This is a genomic window from Photorhabdus heterorhabditis (assembly GCF_018448905.1).
Lineage (GTDB): Bacteria > Pseudomonadota > Gammaproteobacteria > Enterobacterales > Enterobacteriaceae > Photorhabdus > Photorhabdus heterorhabditis.
The window spans coordinates 1-1,154 of sequence record NZ_RCWA01000136.1 but is presented as its reverse complement, the minus strand read 5'-3'; the positions used below and the strand labels follow the sequence as shown (position 1 = coordinate 1,154).

Below are 1,154 nucleotides of genomic sequence, written 5' to 3'. Positions count from 1 at the left end.
TAAATAAGGTTTCATAATAGTGCTACACCCATTCTTTGTCTTCCTGGTTTTTGCTGTGATGAAAACGATGCCAAAAAGGCATCAACATAATTAATCAACTGCCACATAAATTGACAGCTATGATTTCGTGTTATTGTCTCATGGAGCGATTGCCATAACCGTTCTATTTTATTTAGCCACGGTGAATAGACCGGTAAAAACAACAGAGTAAATTTTGGATGTTGGACCAGCCAATCCTTTACCTTCTGACTTTTATGAATACAGTAGTTATCTAAGATTAATGTGAGGGTTTCCGCATGAGGATATTGATGATTCAATTCATCTAACATTTTGATAAATAAATCAGAGTTCTTTTTTATTCCTTTAACATAGGTGACTTGTTCTGTTTGGGCATTGAGGCAACCTGCAAGGTAATATTTTTCATTTTTTCCCGGAGTGATAACCCGTTTTTGTTGCCCTTTGAAACACCAGTCCGCTCCGATCTTCGGGTTGAAATCAATATCCACCTCATCTTCATAGAAAACGGGATGTTTTTCTGAGATATTCGCTTTAGCTTCCGTAACCTTTGCCATTTTCTCATCATATTCAGGATCGGGTTGTTTTACCGTGGGCGCCGCTCTACGCCAGACAATCCCCACCTGAGCAAAGTAACGATAAAGGACATTTTGCGTCAGAGAGAGGTTGAGTAATTCATTGAGGGTATGAGTCATGAGTTCAAGGCTCCAGCGAGAGCGGAGATAGCCTAACTTTTGGGGGGATTGCTGTAATAAGAAAAGTAAGAGGTTATAGAGCGGGGAGAGATCCCAGACAACAGGTCGGCCAACAGGTAAACTTTCGAGTCCTTCCAGCCCATATAATGTAAACCACTGAACCCAACGATTGACGGAAGAGCGTGCGGCATGAAGGGTCTTGGCGACATAAGTCACTGTCAATCCTTCATTGAGCATCAATAACGCCGTTAATCGACGGGAATAGTTCTTATCACGGGTTTTATGGATAAGTTTTCTCATTTTCTGGCATTCATCTTGAGGTATAGGTGCTATGATAGGCATCACTCAGTCCGTGTTGGGGTTTGGGATTTTTCGCAATTGATCAGATCGCAAAAATCGGACTGAGTTCCCTCCAAGTGATCTATTATTTTGAAAAGTTATTTA

The 1,154-nt window shown here is 41.0% G+C and carries 1 protein-coding gene; it reads right to left on the bottom strand.

Going from position 1 to position 1,154, the window contains the following annotated elements; translation table 11 throughout:
* Positions 1-11: 11 nt before the first annotated feature.
* Positions 12-1,052, bottom strand: coding sequence for an IS630 family transposase (locus tag EAE89_RS22940; protein ID WP_214086662.1), 1,041 nt, complete (start codon positions 1,050-1,052; stop codon positions 12-14).
* Between the last annotated feature and the right edge of the window lie 102 nt (positions 1,053-1,154).